This is a genomic window from Streptomyces sp. NPDC055078 (genome assembly GCF_053607985.1).
The window spans coordinates 1-4909 of the sequence record NZ_JBSGUP010000621.1 but is presented as its reverse complement, the minus strand read 5'-3'; the positions used below and the strand labels follow the sequence as shown (position 1 = coordinate 4909).

At 70.5% G+C, this 4909-nt stretch carries 3 protein-coding genes; 2 read left to right on the top strand and 1 reads right to left on the bottom strand.

From position 1 onward, the window contains the following. Positions 1 to 98: 98 nt before the first annotated feature. On the bottom strand, positions 99 to 2828 hold the full coding sequence (ppc, locus tag ACWF94_RS33450) for a phosphoenolpyruvate carboxylase (protein ID WP_453497251.1): 2730 nt from the start codon (positions 2826 to 2828) through the stop codon (positions 99 to 101). 216 nt (positions 2829 to 3044) lie between these two features. Here ppc and ACWF94_RS33445 point away from each other — a divergent pair, with 216 nt between their 5' ends. Together ACWF94_RS33445 and ACWF94_RS33440 are read left to right on the top strand one after the other, a co-directional pair. Continuing rightward, on the top strand, positions 3045 to 4022 hold the full coding sequence (locus ACWF94_RS33445; protein ID WP_453497248.1) for an acyl-CoA desaturase: 978 nt from the start codon (positions 3045 to 3047) through the stop codon (positions 4020 to 4022). Further along, positions 4019 to 4699, top strand: coding sequence for a TetR family transcriptional regulator (locus tag ACWF94_RS33440; protein WP_453497245.1), 681 nt, complete (start codon positions 4019 to 4021; stop codon positions 4697 to 4699). Before ACWF94_RS33445 ends, ACWF94_RS33440 begins: the two co-directional genes overlap by 4 nt. Positions 4700 to 4909: the final 210 nt, after the last annotated feature.

The window sequence follows — 4909 nt, the reverse complement described above, 5'->3', positions numbered from 1 at the left end:
GCGCTGGGGGTCCCCCCACGCCGCAGGGCGTAGGGGGCGGTCCGGGGCGGAGCCCCGGAAGGGGGCACGGCCCCCGGCTCCAGGCGTACCCGGGCGCGTCAGCCCGTGTTGCGCAGGCCCGCCGCGACGCCGTTCACGGTCAGCAGCAGCGCACGCGCCAGCAGCGGGTCTCCCTCCGCCCCCTGCTCCGCGGCCTGGCGCTGGCGGGCCAGCAGCGAGACCTGGAGGTAGGAGATCGGGTCGAGATACGCGTCCCGGATCGCGAAGGTCTGCTGGAGGACCGGGTTGGAGTCCAGCAGCCGCTCACCGCCGGTGACCTTGAGAACCTCCGCGACCGTCAGCTCGTGCTCCGCCTCGATCGCGCGGAACACATGCTTGAGGTCGTCCGGCACCAGCGTGTCGACATAGTGGCGGGCGATCCGCAGATCGGTCTTGGCGAGGGTCATCTCCACATTGGCGATGAAGTTGCGGAAGAAGTGCCAGTTCTCGTGCATCTCGCTGAGGACCGTGTCGAGCCCGGCCTCCCGCAGCGCCCTGAGGCCCGACCCCACCCCGTACCACCCCGGCACGATCTGCCGGGACTGCGTCCAGCCGAAGACCCACGGGATGGCCCGCAGACCGTCGAGACCGGCCCCGGAGTCGGGGCGGCGGGACGGCCGGGAGCCGAGGTGGAGGTCGGCGAGCTGGTCGACGGGGGTGGAGGCGAAGAAGTACGCGGGCAGATCGGGGTCGTCGACGAGTTCGCGGTAGGTGGCGTGGGCGGCGTCGGAGACGGTGTCCATCGCCGCGTCCCAGCGCGCCAGCGACTCGTCGGACTGGCGGGGCGCGGTGTGCAGGGCGGACGCCTGGAGGGTCGCCGCCACGGTCAGTTCCAGGTTCTCCCTGGCCAGGGACGGGATCAGATACTTGTCGGAGATGACCTCGCCCTGCTCGGTCACCTTGATCTCGCCCTCCAGCGTGCCCCAGGGCTGCGCCAGGATCGCGTCGTGCGAGGGGCCGCCGCCTCGGCCGACGGTGCCGCCTCGGCCGTGGAAGAGCCGCAGCCGTACGCCATGGCGGTGGGCGACGTCACGCAGCCTGCGCTGCGCCCGGTGGATCTCCCACTGGGAGGTGGTGATACCGCCGAACTTGGACGAGTCCGAGTAGCCGAGCATGACCTCCTGGACATCGCCGCGCAGGGAGACGAGACGGCGGTACGAGGGGTCACCGAGCATCCCGTCGAGGATGACATCGGCCGCGCGCAGCTCGTCGGTGGTCTCCAGGAGCGGCACGATGCCGATCTTGGCCCAGCCCGCGTGGAGGTCGAGGAGTCCGGCCTCCCGGGCGAGTACGGCCGCCGCGAAGACGTCGTCCGCGCCCTGGCACATGGAGATGATGTACGACTCGATGACCTCGGGCCCGAAGCGTTCGAACGCCTCCTTGACGGTGAGGAAGACCCCGAGGGTCTTCTCCCCCGCCGCGTCCAGCGGGGCGGGGCTGGGCGCCAGCGGTCGGCGCGAGCGCAGTTCCTTGGCGAGCAGCTTCTGCCGGTACTCGCGCGGCATGTCCGCGTACCGCCAGGACTCCTCGCCGAGACGGTCGAAGAGCTGCCCGAGGGCGTGGTGGTGGGCGTCCGCGTGCTCGCGTACGTCCATGGTGGCGAGCTGGAGCCCGAAGGCCGCGAGCGTACGGATCGTCCGGTCGAGGTGCCCCTCGGCGAAGAGGCCGCCGCGGTGCTCACGCAGCGAGGTCTGGATCTGGGTGAGGTCGCTCAGCAGCTCGGCGGTGCCGAGGTAGTCGCGGCCCGGCTCGTGCGGGGTGCCGGCGGCGAGGCGGGCCCGGGTGTTGACGAGCTTCTGGCGGACGCAGGTGGCCTTGAGGCGGTACGGCTCCTCGGCGTTGAGCCGCTTGTACCGGGGGCTGATCTCCGGGAGCCGCTCCAGGTCCGCCTGGAGGGAGGTGAGCAGTTCGTCGGTGGCGCCGGCGTAGCGGATGGAGTTGGAGAGGAGTCCCCTCAGGGAGTCCACCAGTTCGAGTGCGTCGGTGATGCCGTGCTCGTGCTGGAGGATCAGCACCTCGCGGGTGACGGCGGGGGTGACGTTGGGGTTGCCGTCGCGGTCGCCGCCGATCCAGGTGCCGAAGGTGAGCGGGCGGGTGCCGGCGGGGAGTTCGACGCCGACGCGCTCCAGCTCCGCCGCGAGGTCCTCCAGGACGTCGCCGACAGCGTTGGCGTGCAGTTCGTCCAGGTAGTAGATGGCGTTACGGGCCTCGTCGGCGGGCTCGGGCCGCACCACGCGCAGCTCGTCCGTCTGCCAGATGAGGTCGATGTTCTCGGCGAGTCGCAGATCACAGCGCCGCCGGTCGGCGGGCCCGGCCTGGGTCTCCAGGAGTTCGGCGATCCGGCGCAGCTTGTTCAGCACCGAACGCCGGGCCGCCTCGGTGGGGTGGGCGGTGAACACCGGCCGGACGTTGAGATTCCTGACGGTCTCGCGCAGATGCTCGGGGTCGGCCTCCTTAAGGAGGTCCGCCGTACGGGAGAGCAGGCTGCCCTCGGCGGCGCGGCGCTCGCGCAGCTCATGGCCGCGGTGCACCTGCTCGGTGACATTGGCCAGGTGGAAGTAGGTGGAGAAGGCGCGGACCAGCTTGGCCGCGGTCTCCAGGTCGGTGTCGCCCAGCAGCCGCGCGGCTGCTTCGCCGTCGCTGCGGGTGAGGGCGCGGACACGCTCGACGAGGTCGAGGAGCGCGGGGCCTTCCTGCCGTACGAGGGTCTCGCCGAGGAGGTCGCCCAGTCGGCGGATGTCGGCACGGAGTTCGGCGCTGGCCGTTGGTGTCTGGTCGGCACTGCTCACAGGTGCGGCTCCTTGCAGTGTTTGAGCACGTCTGGAGGGGTACTGGAGGCTGCGGACCGCGCTGTCCGACGAGACCTAAGGATAGGTGGCCCTCGCTCCGACGTTATCCACAGGTCTCTTGCCGCGACGCCACGCACTGCCATACTTACGTCGCCGTAGGTTACGCACCCGTAGCGCGGCTTCCTATGTGTTTTTCCGACCCCACAGGGGACCCACATGACGACAAGCCCCGATCTGATCGGCGACGTCCCGAAGTCCGGCGACGATCTCCCCTCGGCGACGCTCGGTGGTGACAGCAAGCAATCGATCGAGCAGATCGCCCTGCTGATCTTCATTACGGTGCCCTTTCTCGCCCTGCTCGCGGCGGTGCCGCTGGCCTGGGGCTGGGGGGTGAGCTGGCTCGACCTCGGGCTGCTGGTGGCGATGTACTTCATCGGCTGCCATGGCATCACCATCGGCTTCCACCGCTATTTCACCCATGGCGCCTTCAAGGCGAAGCGCCCGCTGCGGATCGCTCTGGCGATCGCGGGGTCGCTGGCGGTCGAAGGGCCGCTGGTGCGCTGGGTCGCCGATCACCGCAAGCACCACAAGTTCTCCGACGCCGAGGGCGATCCGCACTCTCCGTGGCGTTTCGGGGAGACCGTGCCCGCGCTGCTGAAGGGCCTGTGGTGGGCGCACATTGGCTGGATGTTCGACTCGGAACGGACCCCGCAGCAGAAGTACGCGCCGGATCTGATCAAGGACACGGCGATCCGGCGGATCTCCCGGGGCTTCCTGTACTGGACGATGCTGTCGCTGTCGATCCCGCCGCTGGTCGGGGGCCTGGTGACGATGTCGTGGTGGGGCGCCTTCACCGCCTTCTTCTGGGGCTCTCTGGTGCGGGTGGCGCTGCTGCACCATGTGACCTGGTCGATCAATTCGATCTGCCACGCGGTCGGCAAGCGCCCGTTCAAGTCGCGCGACCGCTCGGGCAATGTGTGGTGGCTGGCCGTCCTGTCCTGCGGCGAGTCCTGGCACAACCTCCACCACGCCGACCCGACGTGCGCCCGGCACGGGGTGCTGCGGGGGCAGGTGGATTCGAGCGCGCGCCTGATCCGCTGGTTCGAGAAGGCGGGATGGGCGTATGACGTGCGCTGGCCGAGTGCCGCCCGGATCGACGCCCGCCGCAGTGATACGGGTGCCGGCACGGCATGATGGACGATGTGGCGACCGACGGCAGCAGTGGTACGGAGAAGAACCGGTCGACCCGGCGCGCGCGCCGGGTGCGGATGACCGGCGCCGAGCGCCGTGAACAACTGCTGGACATCGGCCGCGCCCTCTTCGCCGACAAGGGCTTCGAGGGCACGTCGGTGGAGGAGATCGCCGCGAAGGCGGGGGTGTCCAAACCGGTGGTGTACGAGCACTTCGGCGGCAAGGAGGGGCTGTACGCGGTGGTGGTCGACCGCGAGATGCGCCAGCTCCTTGACATGGTGACCGGGGCGCTGACGGCGGGGCACCCGAGGGAGCTGCTGGAGCAGGCGGCGTTCGCGCTGCTGGACTACATCGAGCGATATACGGACGGCTTCCGGATTCTGGTCCGGGACTCGCCGGTGGCGCAGTCCACGGGGACCTTCGCGTCGCTGATCAGCGATATCGCGACGCAGGTCGAGGACATCCTCGGGATGGAGTTCAAGCACCGCGGCTTCGATCCGAAGCTCGCGCCGCTGTACGCGCAGGCCCTCGTCGGCATGGTCGCCCTCACCGGCCAGTGGTGGCTCGACGCCCGCCGCCCCAAGAAGGCCGAGGTCGCGGCCCACCTCGTCAACCTCGCCTGGCACGGCCTGGACGGCCTGGAGGCGAAGCCCCGGCTGATGGGCCACCGCAAGAGTTAGCGCGGGCGCGGGCCCCTGCGGGGGGCTTGGGGGGGGGTTCGTCCTGCGCGGGCCCTTGCGGTGCGGGGGCCTCGTGGTGCGGGCCCTTGCCCAGCGCGGGGGCCTTGCGGCGCCCGGGGCCTTGACCGGCGCGGGCCCTTGCCGGGGCGCTGCCCCGGACCCCGCGCCTCAATCGCCGGCGGGGCTGGATGTGTGCCCTCTGCCTCAGGT

Coding starts and splice junctions, on each gene's coding strand:
- ACWF94_RS33445 (WP_453497248.1), top strand. CDS start 3,045: ATGACGACAAGCCCCGATCTGATCGGCGACGTCCCGAAGTCCGGCGAC.
- ACWF94_RS33440 (WP_453497245.1), top strand. CDS start 4,019: ATGATGGACGATGTGGCGACCGACGGCAGCAGTGGTACGGAGAAGAAC.